The 19,920-nt window shown below is 53.5% G+C and carries 16 protein-coding genes and 1 tRNA gene; 4 read left to right on the plus strand and 13 right to left on the minus strand.

The window, feature by feature from the left end:
• Positions 1-27: 27 nt before the first annotated feature.
• From E6072_RS07445 to E6072_RS07480, 8 genes are all read right to left on the minus strand, one after another.
• Positions 28-654: a hypothetical protein gene (locus tag E6072_RS07445; RefSeq protein ID WP_316694821.1), complete on the minus strand. Its 627-nt coding sequence runs from the start codon at positions 652-654 to the stop codon at positions 28-30.
• A gap of 193 nt (positions 655-847) precedes the next feature.
• Positions 848-2,536 (minus strand): transcription termination factor Rho, encoded by a 1,689-nt coding sequence (gene rho / locus E6072_RS07450; protein WP_316694823.1) that lies wholly within the window; start codon positions 2,534-2,536, stop codon positions 848-850.
• Between the two features lie 214 nt (positions 2,537-2,750).
• Positions 2,751-3,761 carry a homoserine kinase gene (thrB, locus tag E6072_RS07455; RefSeq protein ID WP_316694824.1) on the minus strand — a complete coding sequence of 337 codons (1,011 nt, stop codon included), beginning with the start codon at positions 3,759-3,761 and terminating at the stop codon, positions 2,751-2,753.
• Between the two features lie 15 nt (positions 3,762-3,776).
• Positions 3,777-4,880, minus strand: coding sequence for a threonine synthase (gene thrC / locus E6072_RS07460; RefSeq protein WP_316694825.1), 1,104 nt, complete (start codon positions 4,878-4,880; stop codon positions 3,777-3,779).
• Between the two features lie 4 nt (positions 4,881-4,884).
• The gene (locus E6072_RS07465; RefSeq protein ID WP_316694827.1) at positions 4,885-6,180 is read right to left on the minus strand and encodes a homoserine dehydrogenase; all 1,296 of its coding nucleotides are present in this window, start codon (positions 6,178-6,180) and stop codon (positions 4,885-4,887) included.
• Between the two features lie 94 nt (positions 6,181-6,274).
• Positions 6,275-7,660 (minus strand): diaminopimelate decarboxylase, encoded by a 1,386-nt coding sequence (gene lysA / locus E6072_RS07470; protein WP_316694829.1) that lies wholly within the window; start codon positions 7,658-7,660, stop codon positions 6,275-6,277.
• Between the two features lie 202 nt (positions 7,661-7,862).
• Positions 7,863-8,756: a DUF4862 family protein gene (locus E6072_RS07475; protein ID WP_316694830.1), complete on the minus strand. Its 894-nt coding sequence runs from the start codon at positions 8,754-8,756 to the stop codon at positions 7,863-7,865.
• Positions 8,757-9,035: 279 nt separating this feature from the next.
• The gene (locus E6072_RS07480) at positions 9,036-10,304 is read right to left on the minus strand and encodes an MFS transporter (RefSeq protein WP_316694831.1); all 1,269 of its coding nucleotides are present in this window, start codon (positions 10,302-10,304) and stop codon (positions 9,036-9,038) included.
• A 209-nt stretch (positions 10,305-10,513) separates the two neighbouring features.
• Between E6072_RS07480 and E6072_RS07485 the strand changes: the two genes are divergently transcribed.
• A complete protein-coding gene (locus E6072_RS07485) occupies positions 10,514-10,801 on the plus strand; it encodes a hypothetical protein (RefSeq protein WP_316694832.1) in 288 nt (95 codons plus the stop codon).
• On the opposite strand, the gene E6072_RS07490 is transcribed toward E6072_RS07485, so the two are convergent.
• Together E6072_RS07490 and E6072_RS07495 are read right to left on the minus strand one after the other, a co-directional pair.
• Positions 10,798-12,141: a C1 family peptidase gene (locus E6072_RS07490; protein ID WP_316694833.1), complete on the minus strand. Its 1,344-nt coding sequence runs from the start codon at positions 12,139-12,141 to the stop codon at positions 10,798-10,800. The genes E6072_RS07485 and E6072_RS07490 overlap by 4 nt on opposite strands.
• A 267-nt stretch (positions 12,142-12,408) precedes the next feature.
• Positions 12,409-14,517, minus strand: coding sequence for an NAD(+) synthase (locus tag E6072_RS07495; protein WP_316694834.1), 2,109 nt, complete (start codon positions 14,515-14,517; stop codon positions 12,409-12,411).
• Between the two features lie 117 nt (positions 14,518-14,634).
• Between E6072_RS07495 and E6072_RS07500 the strand changes: the two genes are divergently transcribed.
• Positions 14,635-14,710: transfer RNA gene (locus E6072_RS07500), tRNA-Arg, on the plus strand.
• Between the two features lie 172 nt (positions 14,711-14,882).
• Complete coding sequence (locus E6072_RS07505; protein ID WP_316694836.1) at positions 14,883-15,716, plus strand: HAD family hydrolase; 834 nt, start codon at positions 14,883-14,885, stop codon at positions 15,714-15,716.
• A gap of 3 nt (positions 15,717-15,719) precedes the next feature.
• Here the strand turns inward: E6072_RS07505 and E6072_RS07510 are convergent, their stop codons facing one another.
• From E6072_RS07510 to guaB, 3 genes are read right to left on the minus strand one after another with little or no spacing between them, the layout of a single operon-like run.
• Positions 15,720-17,024: a hypothetical protein gene (locus E6072_RS07510; RefSeq protein ID WP_316694837.1), complete on the minus strand. Its 1,305-nt coding sequence runs from the start codon at positions 17,022-17,024 to the stop codon at positions 15,720-15,722.
• Entirely contained in the window at positions 17,021-17,707 is a 687-nt protein-coding gene (locus E6072_RS07515) for an exonuclease domain-containing protein (RefSeq protein ID WP_316694838.1), read from the minus strand. The genes E6072_RS07510 and E6072_RS07515 overlap by 4 nt, the downstream gene beginning before the upstream one ends.
• A gap of 57 nt (positions 17,708-17,764) precedes the next feature.
• Positions 17,765-19,273, minus strand: coding sequence for an IMP dehydrogenase (guaB, locus tag E6072_RS07520; protein WP_399335611.1), 1,509 nt, complete (start codon positions 19,271-19,273; stop codon positions 17,765-17,767).
• A gap of 340 nt (positions 19,274-19,613) precedes the next feature.
• Here guaB and E6072_RS07525 point away from each other — a divergent pair, with 340 nt between their 5' ends.
• On the plus strand, positions 19,614-19,916 hold the full coding sequence (locus tag E6072_RS07525; protein WP_316694839.1) for a WhiB family transcriptional regulator: 303 nt from the start codon (positions 19,614-19,616) through the stop codon (positions 19,914-19,916).
• Positions 19,917-19,920: the final 4 nt, after the last annotated feature.

The following is a 19,920-nucleotide window of genomic DNA, read 5'->3' on the forward strand; positions in this document are numbered from 1 at the left end:
CCTCGTAATAACAAAAATAGCGGATGCTTAGGAAGTGTAAACGTCGAAGTGGTTTCCCCGGGTACCCCGGTCATAGACTTTTCCCGGCCCGCCAAAGGGAGTGTTAATAACGGTGCCTTTCGGGGCATCATTGGCGAGCACAATATAGCCGTCGGCGTCAGCTACATACCCGTTAGCATTCACGTGGCGACCTGGAATCCGCAGTCCCCCACCGGGTAAGACTTTTTGGGAGTAGTAGGTGAACTTGTATCCGCTCCAGTGCACTACGCCTGCTCTACGTAAAGCGGCCAGGGAGTATTGTGCACTGGAAGCACTAGCCCCACCGGTACTTGCCTGCGAAGCTGGTTGCGAATTTTCGCCAGCTTGCGGGTTTTCGCTGGTTAGCACAGTATCGGGATCGGTTGTGGGGGATTCGTCTATGACTTTAGCGCTAACTTTTTCAAGGCCGTATTCTCCGCTTGCTTGAGCAACCGGGTTGGTTTTAGAAATGGTTTGCGCCGTCATTTCGGGTTGCGGGTGCCCGGCGGGAAGGGAAGCAGAATGCAGAGCGACTGCTCCTGAGGTACCGACTGCTGCTGCGATTACTGCAGTGGCTAACCCCGCCTGCCAGAGTAGGTGGCGGAATGGTGCCTTTCCTTCGCTATGACGTCCCACGATTTTCCCATTCAGTCGACAAAATAACCTGCCTGATTTACCAGGCGAAAATCAGTCTAAACCAATACGCAATCATTTCGCTACCAAATCGTTACATTCGTAGTTCTTACCACAGATTACGCAGAAAGCGTGGTGCCCCGCCGCTTGGCGGGGCACCACGCTTTGGTATCAGATATAAAATCGCTATTTCCGATTAAACCTGGCTGCTCATCTTAGCGATCATCATCAAGAACTCGGCATTGGAGTTAGTGTTCTTCAGTTTAGAAAGTACAAACTCGGTAGCCTGCTGGGGTTCCAGGGCACTGAGCATCCGTCGTAGTTTCCAAGTGACCTGCAGTTCTTCCTTGTTAAGCAGCAGTTCTTCGCGGCGAGTACCCGATGCGTTCACATCTACCGCGGGGAATAGACGCTTATCCGCCAACTGTCGCGACAGGCGCAGCTCCATATTGCCGGTGCCCTTGAACTCTTCGAAAATAACTTCGTCCATCTTGGAGTTAGTTTCCACCAAGGCGGTAGCCAAAATAGTCAGCGAACCACCGTTTTCGACATTACGCGCCGCCCCAAAGAATTTCTTGGGTGGGTAAAGCGCGGAAGCGTCCACACCACCTGACAAGATTCGTCCCGAAGCCGGGGCTGACAAGTTGTAGGCCCGCCCCAAGCGCGTAATTGAATCCAGCAGTACCACCACATCTTGACCTAGCTCTACCAGGCGTTTTGCCCGTTCAATCGCCAGTTCGGCTACCGAGGCATGATCAGAGGCGGGACGGTCAAAGGTCGAAGCAATAACCTCTCCCTTTACCGTACGCTGCATATCGGTAACCTCTTCGGGCCGTTCATCTACCAGTACCACCATCAGGTGACATTCCGGATTATTAGTGGTGATCGCATTGGCGATCTGCTGCAAAATAATAGTTTTACCAGCTTTAGGAGGAGAAACAATCAACCCGCGCTGCCCCTTACCAATCGGGGCAATCAGGTCAATAATCCGCTGGGTGGGATTCTTGGGATTGTTCTCTAGGCGCAGCTGTTCATTCGGGTACAGTGGCACCAAATCTTTGAACTGGGTACGCGCCCGCGCGTCCTCGATACTCATCCCGTTGACAGCGTCCAAACGTACCAGGGCGTTATACTTTTGCCGCCGGTTGTTTTCGCCCTCTTTGGGAGGACGCACCGCGCCCTGTACTGCATCGCCCGAACGCAATCCCCAACGGCGCACCTGACCTAAGGTGACATAAACATCATTGGGTCCAGCGATATAACCCGAAGTGCGGACGAAAGCATGGTTGCTTTGAACATCCAATACTCCTGCGATCGGCAAGAGCTCTTCCTCGTTTTCTTCGGAGGGTTCCTCGTCATGATGGTCGTTTTTACCCCGACCGCGATTATCATTCCAGTTGTCATCGCGGCGGCGATTCCGGTCACGCCGGCGATTACGCCGTCCCCGACCGCGTCCTTCCCCGCGATCTTCATCCTCTGCACTAGGCAAGGAAATCTCATCGACTGAATGAGGGGTCTCCCCCTTATTCTTCCGCCCCTTATTGCGGAGATCTTTCTTGCCGGCATGCTCGGCTAAATCCTGTTTTAGCTGCTCCTTCGCATCTTTTTTAGCATCGGATCCTTCGCTAACCGCAGCCTGATGTTGTCTGTTGCGTCTGCGTGTATCCGCTTTCCGTTGAGACGAGCCATTTTTATCGGCAGTAGCTTTCGCGCTCTCTTGTGCGGCATCACTGGCAGGTTGGGCGGAGCGCGCCTGACTAATCATTTCGATTAACTCGTTCTTCCGCAATCGGGAGATTCCCCGCAGCTGCATTTTTGCAGCTAGAGCCTTTAGCTCATCCAGCTTCATAGTGCGCAGATCGTTAGCATTCGCGTTTGTGCTCACAAACTTTCCTTTTGAATGTAGGTTGACGCTGATGCGCCTGGATATTAAGAATCGAGAAAAATAGGCCTCGATTTTGAAGGCCGGAACTGAGCGTCCCTGGCGGTAAACCCGCTAGGTGCTTTTGCCTTCGTGCATTTAGCCTACCAGGATTTTGCAGCAGTAGGTAACTGCGACACAGTGAGTCTGACCATTCCCCTATTTACAGGGATTACAGTTATAGTTCGCGTACCCCGCGACTATCCAACTCTAAGGTACGAACCTTCCAACCCACTTTTTCTGCCTTAGCTTTGACCTGATCACCCACGTTTGCCAGTGCCAATACACACGGCCCCGCCCCGGAGATAATTGCCGGCAATTGTTGTGCCCGTAACCAATACATTAAGTCCAAAGAGGCCGGCATAGCGGCACGGCGATAATTTTGATGCAAATAATCCGTGGTGGCGGCCATCAATAGTTCGGGATGATCTTGCAAGGCAGTCACCAAAAGTGCCGCGTTCGCCACATTCCGGGCAGCATCAGCGTGAGGCACCTGTTCAGGCAGTAGCGAGCGTGCCTGGGAAGTATCCAATTCGAAATCCGGGATAAACACCGTGGGGCAGAGGTGGTATTGATTTTTGATTTTCACTGCCCAAGTTCTCGGAAACTCCGGGTTCAAGGCCAGCAGATCCGTTTCTTCATCCTGATCATCCTGGACGTTTTGCCCCATTTCAAGGAAAGGTGAAGTCAGTTCCTTGGTGGTGGCAGCTTCCTCACTGGAGGTGCCATGGATTCCCGCCAGAGTGATTCCCCCATAAATTGCCGGCGCCAAGTTATCGGGATGTCCCTCCAGGTAGGTAGCGATTCGCAGCATCGTTTCGTTATCGAGCACTTCCGGATCGGAAATAATCGCCCGGACAATGGCCAACCCGCTAACGATCGCGGATGCCGAAGATCCCAGACCCCGCGATTGGGGAATCTGATTTTCTTGCCAAAGACTGATCCCCACTTGGGATGCTCCTACCGCATCTAGCCCCAAGCGGATAGCCCGTACTACCAGGTGTTTGTCGTCCTCCGGCAGTTTGTCTTTGCCTTGACCGCGTACATGCACCTGGGTTTTTCCCACGGTAGCGCGAAAACGTACTCGATCGTGCAGGGAAAGCGCTAGTCCCATACAGTCATATCCCGGCCCCAGATTAGCTGAGGTAGCAGGAACTTTTACTTCCGCCTCGTCCTTAACAATCCGCATCTTGCTTGATTCCTGTTATTTCAAGTCGAGGGCGGTGAGGGCGGCCTCCAAGGTGGGCGCGATTAACTGCGGGTTAATATCGCGATCACCCAGAGCAGTCGCGGTATCTTTCAAACCGTTACCAGTCACCGTACACACAATAGTCGCATCCTCGGGCACTTTACCTGCGCCAGCAGCCCACAGCAGTCCCGCAACCGAGGCCGCGGAAGCTGGTTCCACAAAAATGCCGGTATCGGCTGCTAACCGTGCCTGGGCAGCTAAAATATCTTCATCACTGACCGCAGTAATAAAACCGTGGGAATCGTCCCGCGCTGCCGATGCATAATCCCAGGAAGCCGGGTTGCCGATTCGGATGGCGGTCGCCACGGTTTCCGGGTTGTCAATCGGGTGTCCAGCCACGAAAGGCGCAGCCCCTTTAGCCTGGATACCCCACATTTGCGGTACCTTGCTGGCGCGCACCTCACCTAGCGTGGTTTCTTTTTCTAAAGAGGCCGCGGTGCGCCGACCAGCGTATTCGTTATATCCCATCCAGTAGGCGGAAATATTTCCGGCATTTCCAACCGGGAGAACATGAATATCGGGAGCATCCCCCAAGAAATCAACAATTTCAAAAGCCGCAGTTTTTTGTCCCTGCAGACGGTAGGGGTTAATCGAGTTCACTAAAGCCACCGGATAGGATTCGGTGAGCTGGCGGGTGATGGTCAGGCACTGGTCAAAGTTTCCATCCACTGCCACCAGTCGCGCCCCATGCACAATTGCTTGCGCAAGTTTTCCGGCAGCAATCTTCCCCGCAGGCAGGATTACCGCGCATTCCAGACCAGCCTTTGCCGAATAGGCAGCGGCCGAAGCCGAAGTATTGCCGGTAGAGGCACAAGCCACCATTTTTTGCCCACTAGAGAGCACCTTGGTAATGGCCATGGTCATACCGCGATCTTTAAAAGAGCCGGTAGGGTTCATTCCCTCGACCTTGATATAGACCCGCGCCCCCACCTCGTTAGACAAATCATCGGAATGAACCAGCGGAGTGCCGCCCTCTTGCAAGGTGACGATTGCTTCGTCCTCGCTAATGGGGAGCCAATCGCGATATTCGTTGATTATTCCCTGCCACAGATGCGCCATCTTGCTAGCCCTCCATACTGATTACTTGAATTACTCGGCTCACCGGCTCGGCGGCTTCCAAATCTTTCACCGTCAAGTCTATGTCTCCCGCACTAGCCCAGTCACTTGACAAAGAAACAATCGCTTTCCCGGATTTAGCGTCACTGCGCTGGCGCACCTGTTCGATAGAGATGCCGCGACGAGCAAAAATTCCTGCTACCTCGGCTAATACCCCGGTTACGTCCTCTACTTGCAGACGGATACTGTACTTGGAACTCACTTGCCCGGCCGGCATTTGCGGCAAATCTGCATACGCGGATTCACGCGGGGCACTCCCCCCGGATACCAGGTGGAACGCGGCGGCCACCACATCGGAAAGCACGGCGGAAGCGGTCTGTACCCCGCCAGCACCTTGACCGTAGAACATTAGTCTGCCCGCCGCCTCGGCATCAATCACAATCGCGTTAAAGGCTCCCGCAATGCTCGCGAGCGGATTTTCTGGTTTCACCAATACCGGCTCTACCCGGCAAGATACACATTCGCGTCCTTGTTCATCTTGCGCCAGCTGGGCAATCGCCAACAGTTTAATGGTGCGCCCCGACTCTTTGGCGTCGGCAATATCGTCCGCGGTAATACTGCGAATCCCTTTCACCGCTACCTGATCTAGGGAAACCCGGGTGTGGAAAGCCAACTGCGCAAGTAGGGCGCATTTGGCGGCGGCATCTAAACCATCAATATCGGCGGTCGGATCCGCTTCGGCATATCCGAGTTCTTGGGCAGTAGTAAGCGCTTGCTCGAATGACCAACCTTTCTTTTCCATCTGGTCAAGCATGTAGTTGGTGGTGCCATTAACGATGCCTTGCACCACTTGGACGCGGTCTCCGGCTAAGGATTCACGCAGACCATAAACCACCGGAATGGCGCCAGCGACGGCCGCCTCATAGTAAAGGTCGGCTTCACGCTCGCGGGAGAGGTCGAACAGTTCCGGACCGTGTTGGGCAAGGAGGGCCTTATTCCCGGTGACCACAGATTTTCCAGCTTCGAGGGCGCGGGTAATGTAGGTGCGCGCTGGCTCAATCCCCCCGATTAGCTCGATTACCAGGTCTGCCTGGTCAATCAAGGGCTCTGCCTGGTCGGTAAGCAGGTCGCGGCTAATAAAATCGGGGCGCGGAGCCGCCAGATTATGTACACAAATACCGATAATCTCTAGGCTGGATCCACACCTAGCTTGATAATCAGCGGCACGTTCTTGCAGTAGACGCACTACTTGCGCCCCCACAGTTCCGCACCCGAGAACCGCTATTTTCACCGCTTGCTTCATGTTCACCCTCTTTTCACCACTTTCGGCAGGGCTTTTTACCCGCCGGGGTTTTCTACTCTAACGGTTATTGGTGTTCGAGCGCTCCGAAGATTTATCACTGATATAAACCGGGAATTCCGGTATCAAGTCGCAGTAGATCCTCCACGGTTTCTCGGGCAACGATATAGCGCGGAGCCGCTTTACGACTCAGCCCGACTACCCCGGGACGGGGAACCATATTATAGTTCGAGGCCATTGCCCGCCCATAGGCGCCGGTAGCCGGAATTACTAGTAAATCACCCGCGTGAATATCAGCCGGGAGGGCAATTTCGGGCACTAGAATATCACCAGATTCGCAATGCATTCCCACGATGCGGCAGCTAGCGGCGGGGGCATCCGAAAGACGCGAAGCTAGGGTCGCCACATATTCGGCATCGTAGAGGGCGGGGCGAATATTGTCGCTCATACCTCCGTCTACGCTCACGTATTTGCGGATAGAGCCGTCCTCTAGCTGCACGTCCTTGACGGTTCCCACCTGGTACAGGCTGACGCATACCGGGCCGGCTAGCCAGCGCCCCGGTTCAATGGAAATATGAGGAATGTCGGTGCCTGCCTGCTGGCAGGCTTTCTTTACCGAAGCTGCGAGGGAGCGAGCATATTCGCTGGCGCTAGGCACGTCCTCGCCCTGATAGGAAATAGCTAGGCCTCCACCTAAATCAACTTCGGGGACGGCCTCACCTAGCTGTTGCACCTGCGCGCGGAAAGCCAGCAACCGGTCTGCTGCTACTTGGAAAGATGCTAAATCTTTGATTTGGGAACCGATATGGGAATGCAGCCCCACTAGCCGCAGATGGGGGGCGGCAATAATCTTTTTGACTGCCTGGAGGGCCGCGCCAGAGGCCAGGGAGAGACCGAATTTTTGATCCTCGTGGGCAGTGGCGATGAAGCTGTGTCCCCCGGCGTGCACCCCGGTGGTTACCCTCACCATCACCGGAGCGGTGGTGTTTTCGCTTTCGCAAAGAGACTCCAATAGGTCGATTTCGCCCAGGGAATCTACGATAATCCGCCCAATACCGCGGCGCAGTGCCAGGCGCAAAGATTCGAGGGATTTATTGTTGCCGTGCAGCCCGATTTTCTTAGGGTCAGCTCCCATCGCGGGATTAAGCGCTACCGAAAGTTCCCCCAGGCTGGCGGTATCTATCCCCATCCCCGCCTTGGTGATGGCTTCCCCTAAAGCGGTACACAGGAAAGCTTTACCCGCATAGTAGACACTGGCACCGGAAAATCCGTAGCCCTCCCAAAACTCTTCCGCCATCGCCGAGGAAATAGTTTCGGCGCGAGCCGCGAAATCATCCAAGTCAAACAGGTAGGAGGGGGTGGCGAAACTTTGCGCCAGGTCAGTTACTTTTTGCCCGGCAAACGATAACTGTCCGTCCTCTTCCCGCCGGGTTCCCCACGGCCAGAGCACAGGATTTTCGGCAGGTTCAGGACAAGTGAGCATCGGGAACACCTTTCAAGGATTCAGATTCGTAGGCAACCGAGGTTACATTCGCTAAATTATTGCCCAGCTGGCAACTCTTTCAAAACCGTCCATTAAGAAAGACACTCCCTATGGAGGCGATATTATTTACTGGTGGTACGCCCAATTCCCCGCTGCCGGTCAAACGCTAAATCTAGCAACCGGGGCGGTATCGCCTCTCTTCTTATCGGGTTGCGTTGTAAATCGTTTTAAGCATACGGATGCGCTGTTCAAGAGGTGCATCCTTAGGCACACAGATCTTTGCCCCTAGGTACTTCGCTCCCCCTTGTATTGCAGCCTTTGAACATCTAGCAATTTCTTCTTCACTCATGAGTGAGCTGGGTTCATCCGGTTGTGCAGGAAGGTGACCATCAATCCAGGCATACCCGTAGGCACACTCTTGAGAACCGGCACCTGAGAAAAAGACTCCGGCAAGTACTCCAGCCTGTCCGGCTTCTAGAATGTGCTCGTAAGGAGTTGCGGCACTTCTACCTTCTACGGCAGATCGACCCCAGTTAATGTGAATTTCAAGTCCCAGGGTTCGACAAATATCGATTTCTTCCTTAAGCGATAAAAACCCTTTTTCGGGAGGCTGTTCCTTAATGAAACGGTCACAGTGCTCGACCACGATCGTTGCTCCGCCCCAGTCCAGTTCTTTTAGTTCTTCGAGGGAGGTGCGAAAAGCGTTTGCATCGGCTAGACGAGTAGGGGCGGAATGCACTTGCACCTTACTCACTGCGGCATGCCCTAAATAATCGGAAAGCTCTCTGGCTACCTCGGAAATTTGCTTAGCCTGGGCAATAGCTAGGCCGCGTCCTTCCTCATCCGCACAGGCGAGACCAAATAAAGGATTTTTTCCAACATTTTGCATCGTGCCGGGAATCGCGGTGATTGTGTTCGAATCCCATTGCGGGCACAGTCGCTCTGCCAGCCAAGTAGCATTATCGGCAAGATCACCAGGATAAGGAATTTCAATTCCGTTTACCCAATCAAGTTGTCCAAGTAAGCGATAGTACTTATCTTGTTGATTTGTATCGGGCATGGACGCATATGCACCGACTATGAATTTCTGACTCATAGTTATCTCTTTTCTTGAGGAAGCTACCTTGCTTCCAACTATAAAATTTGTCTGACAAGATGAAATGTTAGTTGACAAGCATCGGAACAGCAACAGCGGTGGTGCCGCACACTTCAAATGGATTATGAGCAAACAGGGAGTAGCGATCTTGCTTGCACCTTATTTAGTTTGAGCTCCTAGACAATCCCCTATAAGAGATTTCGTGTCGGCTATACGCTTTCGCAACTTACCAGGCTGCGGGGTGTTAAACAAACTTTTTCCTTACCGTCAGCAAGCTGTTTATCTATCTTGGGAAGGGGAAGATTCCTCGGTCATATGCAAATCAACTGTCACTAGACGACGTTTATAGGCGCGGCGCAGCGAATTACGTAAAGGAATAAAACCAATCAACACCACGGCAAGAATCGCCCAAGCTGCCGCAATCACCAGCCACAGCCCCCCGCGAGCGCCCGCCACATCCACGACGGAACCGCCAAGCCACGCACCACCAGAAATACCTAAAGTGAAGAAAGTATTTAGCCACGCCATCCCCTCGGTGAAACGAGCAGGCGGAACAACCTGCGACAAAATATTGGTGGCGTTAGTCATGGTGGGTGCATAGGTCGCACCAGTTAAAGCTAAACACAACCCCAAAATCCAGGGATTAGACGCGAAAAAGAAAGTAGAAAAACCTATCGCCATTAAGGTGATTCCCCCCAAGAACAAGCGCAAGGCGCTAATGCCCCACTCTTTAGCCCCATAAATCACCGCAGAACTAAAAGAAGTCACCCCAAACATGGCCAACAGTAGCCCCGAAATCTGGGCTACCCCTTGCTCGCTACAAAATGCCACCACCGTTAAATCCAGACCACCAAAAGTAAAACCGCAGAGCATAAAAATCAGCCCCAAAATCACCATGGCTGCCGATTTCATCAACGGTTTAGCGTCCTGGTCGCTTAAATCAGCTTTAGCGGTCACCACCGGTTCCGTAGCGCGCTGCGATAAAAACCAGAAACCACCAATACCGGAAGTAAGCAAACAAGCCACAATCCCAGCCGCGGGGTGAACCACGGTAGCTAGCACCGTGGCAATAATCGGACCGAAAATAAAAATCAGTTCATCAACTGCGGCCTCGAAAGCATAAGCCGTGTTTAACTTACGCGACCCCGCCAGCAAATGGGTCCAGCGCGCCCTCACAAATGCTCCGAAAGAGCCGGTAGTAGCCCCCGATAGCAGGGCAAATAGGTAGAGTGTCCAGCGCGGAGCATGGAATAGAGCCGAGAGCATCAAAGCCAATAGTAAAACCAGGGAACACGCAACCAGAGGGCGTAAAACTTTGGCTTGCCCGTAACAATCCACTAGCCGAGCTTGAATTGGGGATGCCGCCGCCATCGCGATAACCACTAAAGCATTGACCTGTCCAGCCAGTGAATATTCCCCGTAGAGGGTGGAAATCATTAACAGGGTGGACAGCCCCGCCATCGCCATCGGGAAACGCGCTACCGCTCCAGCGAGTGAAAATCTAAGAGCGCCAGGGTGGGAAAAAATCTCCCGATAAGACTTAAACATATTTCCTAGCCTACTGTTTTAGCAGTTAGTAGTTAATTGAGGAGGCGGTGAAAATGCTTACTTCCGTCCCTTCATTTTTACCGACACGCCCTACTCCTATCCTCTCCCCCTAAAAATGCGGGTTTAATACCCAAAATGCGCACATCCGAGGATAGGGTAAGCAGCACTGGGTAATCACAAAACACCACCAAGCCCGTTAAACTACCGTTATGGGGTTGTCGAATAATCGCCTTTGGAGACGCGGGTGCACCGCATTAGTGATAATCGGGATTATCTGCATCGTCACCCTTGGATATATCGGACACCCCGTATTTGCTTGCCGAATTTTCGCCCTGATGCTGCTGAGCTTAGGGGTTTACCGGCTGCTAGACCGCTCTCCCAAAGCCTGGTGCGCGGTACGCTCCTGGTGGATTGACTGTATTGCCCTGTTTTCCCTATCCATAGCCCTGTTTATCCTCGCCCCTTACGGCGGGATTATTATGCCAACCGGGCTTTAAGCGAGCGACCCCATCGGATCCCAAGCAGGCAACACTATCGGTGCTTCCTCAGAATCGAGGACGGCGCGATATTCTTCAGGCAGACGGTCACGGTGAACCGCGATTTCAAACACGTATTCGTCGAACCAGGAATCATTCATAGTATAAAATCCCTGGTCGGCACGGTCTTCGCAACCCCAAGAGTTTTCCACTCGCCAGCGGCGCGGAGCGCCATCCAGCATATCTACCCCTACAAACAACATGGCGTGAGTCATTAGAGATTCATGGGAGAGCAGACGTTCTTCCTTGTCCATCCCGAAATGCACTCCGTAAACCGCGCCATAGTCATAGAGATTCTTATCCCACAGCGACAGTTCCCTATCTGCCTGCTGCTCGGTGTCACAACCGAACCACACCGGTTTTCCGGCCTGTAATACCGTAGTCGCACAATCTTTCATTACCTGGATGGGGACGTTCAGGTAACGCACCGGGGCAGCACCGAACACATTGCCCAGGCGATCGACGGTATAGGTCTTTCCGTACGGGTTAGCTTCCCGCGGATCATTCACCAAGCATACATAGTTACGCAGGTCATTGACGATATATTTATCGGCGAACTCTTGGGGGGTAACCTCCCCTAGACGCTCAAAGTTATTGTCTTTATCGTTATATTGCCAAACAAACTTTTCCGGTGGGGTTCCCAAATGGATATTCAAAATCCGGTGCACCCCACTGAGTAAACGCGCCTTTACCTCCCCAACAGTTTCGGGATTATTGTACGCGGCTTTGCGCACCGCGAGGGCGCCCTCCCGCAGGTAACGCTCCAAGATACGATCCATTTTCCGCGAATTAGAGGAGGATTCAGTTTCCGGCATTGCCCACTTGGGCACTACCCCGTATTTATCCACCAGCGCCACAAACATATTCCACTGGCCGCCATCCCCAATCGGGTCAGACAGCAGATGGGCAACCGTACGGTCATCCAGGTCGCGATCGGCCAACTCAATCTGAGATTCTAGGAAGTAGTTCGCTTTTTCTAGTTTGTCCCAATAGAACAGGTAGGTCTGGGAGAACTCGAAATTCTCTACGTTTAACCGCTTGATCATCGACGAACGCAGCAGGTTTAGACCGGCGAACAGCCAACAACGTCCCGATTTCTTTTGATTAGCCACCGGCCACGTATCTAGCTTGTGAGACATGGAACGGTCAGCGAACGCAACTACCTGGTGATTTTGAGCCACCTTATCAATATCGGTACTGGTTACAGCATTTTGCATTAGCTTGCCGCGTGGATCCGCACCAAATTCATTGCGCATTTCTACTAGCATTTCTGGGGTTAGCGTTGCTTCGCGTTCGCTCACTGTTCCTCCTAGATTTGGGCATAGACTCGCCATTTTTTCGGACGAAAACTATCCCGGATAACCACCCCGGTTTCGGGAAGCTACCGCAGTTTCATCATTTTATTCCTACTTCCAAAATAGCCCATCGATCTCACTTAGTTAATTTAGGGCGCTTAACACTGTAAGGTCGCCGCGGCTCCACCGGGTTGGACTTAAATATTTTGCGACGAGGACGCATACCGGTATTTCCGAGGGCTATCTAGGTTGCGGGGTATTCTTTTTTATCCTCTATTGGTTTTTCTCTAGACCGGCGAGCAGTTCCTCTACCTGTTTAATCCAGATCCGTCCGGAAATATCCGCGGGCATCCGCAGGTCACCTCGCGGACTCAAGCCGAATCCGGAGGTTATTCCCGGTCCGCCAGGCACGCAAGTCCGCTTGAACTGGGAATTAAAGAAACGCCGCAAGAACTCGCGCAGCCAGCGCAAAATTGTTTCCAGATCATATTGGTGACGATCTGATTCCGGCAGGTCTGCCGGCCAAACCCCGTTATCTTTATCTCGCCAGGCTTGCCAAGCCAGATAGGCAATATCGCGGGGTTCTCGCCCTAAAAGCAACTGATAGAGGAAGAACTCGTGTAGCTCATAAGGACCAATAGTGTCCTGGGTGGATTGCAGTTTTTCCCCGCCCCCCGGTATCAGTTCCGGGGAAATTTCTTGCGCCAAAATATCTTGCAGGACTCTAGTGCACTCCTGGCCGAACCGGTTTTCCCGGCAAGCCCAGCGGATCATAGTTTGCAACATAGTTTTCGGGATCCCGGGATTAACCGAATAATGCGACATATGGTCGCCCACCCCATAGGTGCACCACCCGAGAGCCGCCTCCGATAAATCTCCAGTACCAATCACCAGTCCACCCTGATGGTTAGCAATCCGGAACAGGTAATCGGTGCGCAGCCCCGCTTGCACGTTCTCGAAGGTCACGTCATATTGGGCGGCGCCTTCCGCGAAGGGATGCCCCATATCGGCGAGCATTTGCCGGGCAGCGGGGCGAATATCGATTTCCTCGCATTTGATACCTAAGGATTCACACAACCTATATGCGTGCGATTTTGTTCCTTCCGAGGTGGCAAAACCGGGCAGGGTGTAGGCCAAAATTTGGGATTTTTCGAGGCCGAGTCGGGCGGCAACTTCGCTGCACACCAAAAGTGCCTGGGTGGAATCCAGACCGCCAGATACCCCCAACACCATTTTGGGGTTACCGACTGCCTGTAAACGTTTTTTCAACCCGTAAACCTGGATCTCGAACGCCTGTTTACATGCGCGGTCGATACCTGTTTGGTCGGCGGGTAAGAATGGGAACCTCGCCGGAGAGGGACACAGCGCAACCTGCGTATCCTTAGAAGTCGCGACATTAGAAACATTTGCCCAAGGATCGAAAGGTACTGCTGCCCCGACAGCTCCTACTCCCAGACGAATTTTCACTTCCCAGGTTTTTTCGATTTTCCCGGCCTGGGTATCTGCGAAACCGCTTTCGCGCCGCCTGCGATTGGCGAGGGCGGTCAGATCAATGTCGGCGAGGGCAATCTGGGTCTCGACGGGGAAAGGCGCAGTTTCCGCTATTTTAGAGCCATCTTGGTAGATAAAGGTTCGCCCATCCCAAGCCGAATCGGAAGAGGACTCTCCATTGCCGGCTCCCGCGCTCACATAGGCGCAAATCCCGCGCCGCGAAGTGGCTCCTGCCAGGAGTAACTGTTGTTCTCCGCCCTCTAAAGTAGCAGGATAGGCCGCGGGATTAGCGATCACGCTTGCTCCTTGCAAGGCAAGCGATAGCGCCACTGGACGTGCCGCCACCCCGTCGCTACCAACTTCTGCCCCTACCGACAGGCCAGACACGTCCTCGATATGAACAATCCCATTCCCGATAGGAGCCTCGCTGGCTCCCGGAACCTGGGGTGCATACCAGCTCGCATCTGCAGGAAGGTGCGCGCCGGAAGTAAAGTAGCGTTTTTCATAAGCAGCACTAGAGGGGAAAACTTTCGGAGTTAGCGCAATAACTTTCCCCCGCGCCAAGAACACCGCGCAATCATAGATTTGTCCCGCTATTCGCAGCGGAGCGCCAACCACGATTAGCTCAGCGCAATCCGACGTCGCCTTAGCTAGCATTTCTATCCCTTTTTCCACGCTTGCTAATAGACGCTCAGAAAAAACCAGGTCATCAAGGGTGTATCCGGAGATACACATCTCCGGAAATACTGCTACACACGCACCTTGCCGGGCGGCTTGGCGAGCTGCTGCCGCGATTTCCGGTACGTTCCAATCCGGCTCGCCGGGATGGCTGGGAATAGTAATGGTCGCAACCCGGGCGAAACCGTGCTCATAGGGGCTAGAAAAAGTCATGTACATATTATTGCACTCACCCTCACTGGCATCTGTGCCCTAAATGTAATCAGCGTCTAATTAGAGGGCGTTGATTTAGTAAGCGTCGGGGTAAATGTGTAGAATCATTGAAGTCCAGCCCCGATAGCTCAGTGGATAGAGCGTTCGCCTCCGGAGCGAAAGGCCGCAGGTTCGAATCCTGTTCGGGGCACCAAATGCTTTCCCCGCACACATCAACAGATCGCCGCCAGATTATCCAGCAGCTAATGCACTTTTGTTACAGAGAACCGAGTATGCACGCGTCAGCTGGCGTTTTCCCCTAGAGTGGAAGCAACCCGGAAACTGCCCAACCCTCCCCAGGCAGTTATCCCCTACAAGGAGCAGCAATGCGCAAGTTCGCTTTTTTGGATTTAGACGGAACCATAATCGACCATAACCAGGTAATTAGCTCGAAAGTACAGGAAGCTATCATCACTGCCACTGCGAACGGACACAAAGTTTTTATCGCCACCGGCCGTTCCTATCCCGAGCTTTACCCCTTCCTATTTTCCCTGCCCTTTGCCGGCCTGATTACCGCCAATGGCGCCTACGTAGAGTTGGGAGACCAGGTACTGGCCGATCATTCGATAGATAAATCCGGCATCACCGAGTGGACAGATTATTTTCACCGCTCCGGTGCCACCTGGATTTGGCAAGGTAAAGACCACTTTTACCCCTCCGAAACATTCCTGGATTTTTTCCACCTCTCCGGCAAATCTGACCGTGCCGCCACTGGGGATTGGTCTGCCTACCTTGAACAGATCATGCCTTACCTAGCCACCGGAACCCCCACTTCTGCCGGCAAATGCATGTTCTACCTCTCCCCGGAAGCGCCCTCTAGCTTCGAAGAAGCCCACCGGCTGTTCGGAGACCGCTACATGGTTATCCCCGGATCAGTTGACGTGCGCGTGGGCGAAGTGGTTGAAATAGGGGTAAAAGGGGTTAATAAAGGTACCGCCATGCAGGAAGTCCTCCACCACTTTGGCGTAGACACATCTCAGGCACTCGCGATTGGAGATTCCGCAAACGACTATGAGATGGTGCGGGAAGCAGGCATCGGGGTCTGCCTGGCGGGCGGGGCAGAAAAACTTCGCAACATTGCCGACTGGGTCGCTCCCCCGATTGAAGAGGACGCAGTGGCGGTCGCCTTTGAACGTTTCGGTTTATTGGATCCCGCTTAGAGGTTAAAAGAACTTATATCCTTCCAGATCGGTAAAGGTGAATCCTTTCCCGGTAGAAACGTTTACGCAGGTAGCGTCGGCGCCGCCGAAAGTGCAAGCGTATTTACCTAGCTGAGTGTATTGACCTGTTCCCAGTGGCTGCAGATCAAAGCGTTTACCGCTGTTGTCCCTTTGACCAGATTTCACGTCTTGATACAGCGGAGTAGTGCCGTTTACACAACCACCAATACCAGAGGAACTATCCCACAATCCCAGCACAGACAGACGAAGATCGCCCTGCTTACATTTTCCGACGTTACCGGCAGCATCAAAGTTACTGGCGGTAGCACAAACCACGCCGCTGCCACTAGCGAGAGCACCCGAACCATCAGCTGCCAAGGGAACTAATGGCGGTACGCCATCCTCAAGTTTTTCCGCAATGGTACAAACCACAATCCCAGATTGAGAGCGGAAAGTTACTCGCTTTTTATCCCCTCCCAATTGTGCCGGAGTCACTGGTTGTGCCGCTAACACTTTTTTAACCTGCTCAGTTTGGGTAGTAGCAACCGGTTTAGGCTCGGGAGCTGCCACGGTTTCAGTAGTCCCTGCCTGAGAACCCAAGGGAACCGCCGATGGCACCTTCCCGGTACTAAGCCGCACTATCTGCCAACTAACTAAAGCAATTAAAACCAGGATTACCAGTCCATATAGCAGCCACAGCGGGGAACGCCGAGAGGATGCTACTTGCGGAGAATTATCTTCTGCTTCCCCAGAGCTTGCAGGGTTCAAAGTTGAGGAAGCGGTTGCCTCTGAGCTAGCTGGCGCTAATCCGCTAGGGGTAACTGCCTGAGGCTGCGCGGAAGTGAAGCTATTTCGCGATGTAGGCGGGTTACCGGGCATGGTGCCATAAACCGCAGCGGGGGCATCATAGTCCCCTGCTGCTGCCGGCGAGTCAGCACGGGGGCTCATCTGCTCTGAAACAGGAGCAGGTGTGACCGAGCGCGGAACCGAGACGGGATTTGCCGGCGGATATTTTTCAGCAGATTGGGAAGGATCTAGGGAAGACTGGACGCTTTGATACGGAGGTACGGATGGGAGAGGGTCTCCTGCCAGAGCTGGGGGTACCTGCTGATATCGGTGGAGATCCGGCTCTGCGGGCAGGGGAACCTGGGGAATCCCGCCCGCAGGAAGCGGCGGCTGAGCAGATGGTTGTGGCTGTTGACTGGCAGAGCGGGGAGGGAAATAGCGGCCTTGCCCCACGTCAGGGGCGTGCGGATTCACCTGCGGCTCGCCCTCGCCGCGATAACCGTAACCGGGCTGCTCACTCACGCTAGCCACTCCTCATTCACATCGGCGCTGCGTCCTTTGGACAGCAGATATTGGTTGAAATGCTGCGCCCATTCGCGATACTGATCGCGCTGGTAGTCTTGTAGCTGCCGCAAATCCATTTGGTCTAGTTGGGGATAGGCAGCGCAAAGTGCTCGCAAAACCGCAATTGTTTGCCGCACATCCACTAGGGCATCGTGCAGGTTATCTTCCCCGCGCACGTGGTAAAACTCCGCGAGCGCCTCTAGGGTACGTTTCCCCTTCCGGTAGCGATCCAAAGCCCGATCTAGTACCAGGGGATCAATTATCGGCAAAAACTCTACCCGCTCGCGCATAGTGGGTAATCCTAACCGTGCCAGGTGATTATCTAGCAGCGGCAGGTCAAAAGAGGCGTTATAGATAACCACCGGGATCTGCGCCTGACCACAGGCTTGAAGCACCTGGGCGACTTCCTTCACCACCTGTTCTAAAGGTTGCCCATGTTCGCGGGCATACTCGGTAGAAATCCCGTGTACTTGTTGAGCTGGTTCCGGGATAGGAACCCCGGGATTGGCAAGCCAGGTTTGTTCCCGGGTTTGCCCGTGCCGCCATTCCACGCAAGCAGCGGTAACTATACGATCACTGGCGGGCTTTACCCCTGTGGTTTCGGTATCGAAACCCATAAATGGCCCTTCACTCCAACCCACCAATTACTCCTTGCCTCGCGCGATACTTACTGCACCTGTTGTTCAAATAATACGTGGTTATTTAACTGCCGAATGATAATTGGGAGCTTCAGCAGTCATCTGCACATCGTGCGGATGAGATTCCCTCAGGCCAGCGCCAGTAATTTTCACGAAACGACCACGCTTCTTCAGAGTGGGAATATCGTGAGAACCGGTATAGAACATGGATTGCCGCAGTCCCCCGATTAGCTGATAGAGCACCGCTGAGAGCGCACCGGAGAACGGCACCTGCCCTTCGATTCCCTCGGGAACAATTTGGGCATCACTAGTTACTTCCGCCTGGAAATAGCGATCCTTGGAATAGGATTTGCGTCCGCGCGAACTCATTGCCCCGAGCGATCCCATGCCGCGGTAATGCTTATACTGTTTCCCATTTACGAACACTAGTTCACCTGGGGATTCTTCGCAGCCGGCCAGCAGGGAACCCAGCATCACGGTATCGGCGCCTGCCACCATGGCTTTGGCAATATCCCCGGAATACTGCAAACCACCATCGGCGATTAGCGGTACTCCCGCTTTCGAACATGCCTGGGCAGCCAGGTTGATCGCAGTAATCTGCGGTACCCCCACCCCGGCAACTACTCGGGTTGTACAGATCGAACCGGGACCGACCCCGACTTTCACCGCATCTACCCCGGCATCGATCAGTGCCTGCGCACCCTCGGCAGTAGCCACATTGCCGCCAATAATGTCAATATCGGAGAAAGTGGGAGAGGCTTTAAGCTTTTTAATCATCTCCAGAGCAAGCTTTGCACCCCCGTTGGCGGTATCGACTACCAGCACGTCCACTTCCGCTTCCGCCAGGGCTTCGGCGCGTTCCCAGGTATCTCCCCAATATCCGAGGGCGGCTCCTACCCTTAAGCGTCCCTCTTCATCTTTAGTGGAGTTGGGGTATTGTTCGGTTTTTACAAAATCTTTTACGGTGATTAGGCCGGTCAGGCGGCCTTCATCATCGACTAACGGCAGTTTTTCAATCTTTTTTTCTGCTAGTAGCGCCCTAGCTTCCTCGCGGGGCATTCCTTTACGCCCCGTAGTAAGCGGCATCGGAGTCATAGCATCGCGAACCTTCACCGTGACCCACTTGTCGGCGGGAATGAACCGCAGATCCCGGTTGGTGATAATTCCTTTGAGTTTGCGATCTTCATCCACTACCGGCAGTCCGGACACCCGGTAGTGTCCACATTCTTTATCCAGTTCCAAGAGAGTCGCATCCGGGCCGATAGTCACCGGATCAGTGATCATCCCAGATTCAGACCGTTTAACTTGGCGCACCTGTGCTGCCTGCTCGGCAATCGGCAAGTTGCGGTGAACGATTCCGATTCCTCCTTGGCGCGCAATCGCGATCGCCATATTAGCTTCGGTAACCGTATCCATGGCTGCAGATATTACCGGGGTGTGTAAGGTAATCCGCTTGGTCAGCCTGCTGGAGGTGTCGACTTCGGAGGGAATAACATCGGTAGTTTCGGGAAGTAAGAGAACGTCATCATAAGTTAGCCCTTCGAGGGCATCCAGGTGTTCGATAATCACCTTTTTAAGGTTAGCGCGAACAGCCCGGCTCCCGCTACTTTCTTTCGGTTATTAACCCTAATTCCAGCACTTTTACCTTGAGGTGTGACTCGTTTTACCCTACAGTGACAAGTTTTTAAGCCTGCACACACCCCGAATTCTATTAACTCCACCTAGATCATTGCCTTTGAACCCGACTTTACTGTTCGCTGAGCGCTAACCCGCAGCCTTTACCCTATTGAGCTGGAGATTAATCTATTGTTTACATTTTATTCACCGCAGAATGGGCTATTTTTCAGAGAATCGTAAGCTATCTCCTCCATACTGAGCCATAACTGACAGGGATAAAAAGGAGCATCGAATGAGCGACATCTCGCGCCTTCCGGGACCGGTGGCTGATTTATGGGAGTGGCAATATCAGGGGGCTTGCCGGAACCTAGACACTGAACAGTTTTTTCATCCCGAGGGCGAACGCGGGGGAACTCGCCGCAGGAGAGATGATGCCGCAAAAGCTATCTGCACTCAATGCCCGGTGATCACGCAGTGCCGCGAATATGCGTTGGCAGCGCAAGAACCCTATGGAGTATGGGGCGGTCTTACCCAAGAGGAAAGGCGCGAGCTGATTAGGCAAAGGCGCGAGGAAGCCCAGAGACTCACCGCCTGATAAA

It is taken from the genome of Varibaculum cambriense, assembly GCF_032557235.1.
Lineage (GTDB): Bacteria > Actinomycetota > Actinomycetes > Actinomycetales > Actinomycetaceae > Varibaculum > Varibaculum cambriense_C.

What these genes read in the sequence shown, in the direction of transcription:
- E6072_RS07480 (WP_316694831.1), bottom strand. Translation starts at nt 10,304, where the DNA reads ATGTTTAAGTCTTATCGGGAGATTTTTTCCCACCCTGGCGCTCTTAGA.
- thrC (WP_316694825.1), bottom strand. Translation starts at nt 4,880, where the DNA reads ATGGCGCATCTGTGGCAGGGAATAATCAACGAATATCGCGATTGGCTC.
- E6072_RS07505 (WP_316694836.1), top strand. Translation starts at nt 14,883, where the DNA reads ATGCGCAAGTTCGCTTTTTTGGATTTAGACGGAACCATAATCGACCAT.
- lysA (WP_316694829.1), bottom strand. Translation starts at nt 7,660, where the DNA reads ATGCTCACTTGTCCTGAACCTGCCGAAAATCCTGTGCTCTGGCCGTGG.
- E6072_RS07485 (WP_316694832.1), top strand. Translation starts at nt 10,514, where the DNA reads ATGGGGTTGTCGAATAATCGCCTTTGGAGACGCGGGTGCACCGCATTA.
- E6072_RS07465 (WP_316694827.1), bottom strand. Translation starts at nt 6,180, where the DNA reads ATGAAGCAAGCGGTGAAAATAGCGGTTCTCGGGTGCGGAACTGTGGGG.
- E6072_RS07475 (WP_316694830.1), bottom strand. Translation starts at nt 8,756, where the DNA reads ATGAGTCAGAAATTCATAGTCGGTGCATATGCGTCCATGCCCGATACA.
- E6072_RS07495 (WP_316694834.1), bottom strand. Translation starts at nt 14,517, where the DNA reads ATGACTTTTTCTAGCCCCTATGAGCACGGTTTCGCCCGGGTTGCGACC.
- thrB (WP_316694824.1), bottom strand. Translation starts at nt 3,761, where the DNA reads ATGCGGATTGTTAAGGACGAGGCGGAAGTAAAAGTTCCTGCTACCTCA.
- E6072_RS07525 (WP_316694839.1), top strand. Translation starts at nt 19,614, where the DNA reads ATGAGCGACATCTCGCGCCTTCCGGGACCGGTGGCTGATTTATGGGAG.